This is a genomic window from Bacillus cereus (assembly GCF_015071065.1).
In the GTDB taxonomy this organism is placed as follows: Bacteria; Bacillota; Bacilli; order Bacillales; family Bacillaceae_G; genus Bacillus_A; species Bacillus_A cereus_BA.
In genome coordinates, this window is record NZ_VOVA01000078.1 from 1 (window position 1) to 917 (window position 917).

The following is a 917-nucleotide window of genomic DNA, read 5'->3' on the forward strand; positions in this document are numbered from 1 at the left end:
GAGGATCTTTTTTACCCTTTTTGTTTCTTTTCCATTCATAATGTCATTCCTCGCTTTTTATTTGTTTTTTATCTACATACTTAATCCGAATTTCGCGTTCGGAAGTTCATCATAATTTAAATACCTTACAAAATTCTTGCATAAATGTTACAAAAGTCTTTCATGAAATTACAAATAAATCAGATTTCTGTTGAATTTCTCAATATCGTAAACGAATTTTGATCTCTTTAATTCACTAACATAGAGGGTGTTGTCAAACGACCATTCTGCTTCTTTACAGTTATTTATAGGAATGCAGCTCGTTCTTGCCTTCTCTAAATCTTCACGCAAATTTCCCTTCTTCCATACGTCCTACAAAACAAAAAAACAGGTGATAGATTTCAACTCTATCACCTGTTTTTATTATTTCTTATTTTGCAAAATAAGCTGCACCAAAATTTTCATTAAATCTCTTACACCATATAGAAACTACACCATATGCACTTATATCTATATCTTCAGGAATTTCATAGTTTTGATCTCCTTTATTTCCCTTTAATCTACCTAATTCAATATACCGATGACTCTTAACATCTTCATTATTTTTCAAGGTTTTCGTAGGAACCAATACGACTCGAACATCTGTCCCGTTAGAAGTTACAAAGTTGGTGAGTCGTAAAATACGTTTGCCATCCGATAATTGATGAATTGTTGCTACTCCAGTTGTTTCATGGACACCGTTCTGAAACTGTCCTTTGGTTACTATTTGTTCTTGTAGTTGAGATTCTTTTGATTTTATTTCTGTTTGTGGCAATGCTTGATTCACTTGCTTATCAATAAATAGTTTTTCAGGACGGAATAAAAGCAATAAAATTTCCCCAACTATTATGAATCCTCCGATAAACAATACATATTTTATTTTCATAAAGTAAAGCTCC

General features: G+C 31.7%; 1 protein-coding gene. It reads right to left on the reverse strand.

All coding sequences use genetic code 11. The annotated features are described in order from the left end of the window. Positions 1–409 precede the first annotated feature (409 nt). Entirely contained in the window at positions 410–904 is a 495-nt protein-coding gene (locus tag FT637_RS29540) for a DM13 domain-containing protein (protein ID WP_193649252.1), read from the reverse strand. Positions 905–917: the final 13 nt, after the last annotated feature.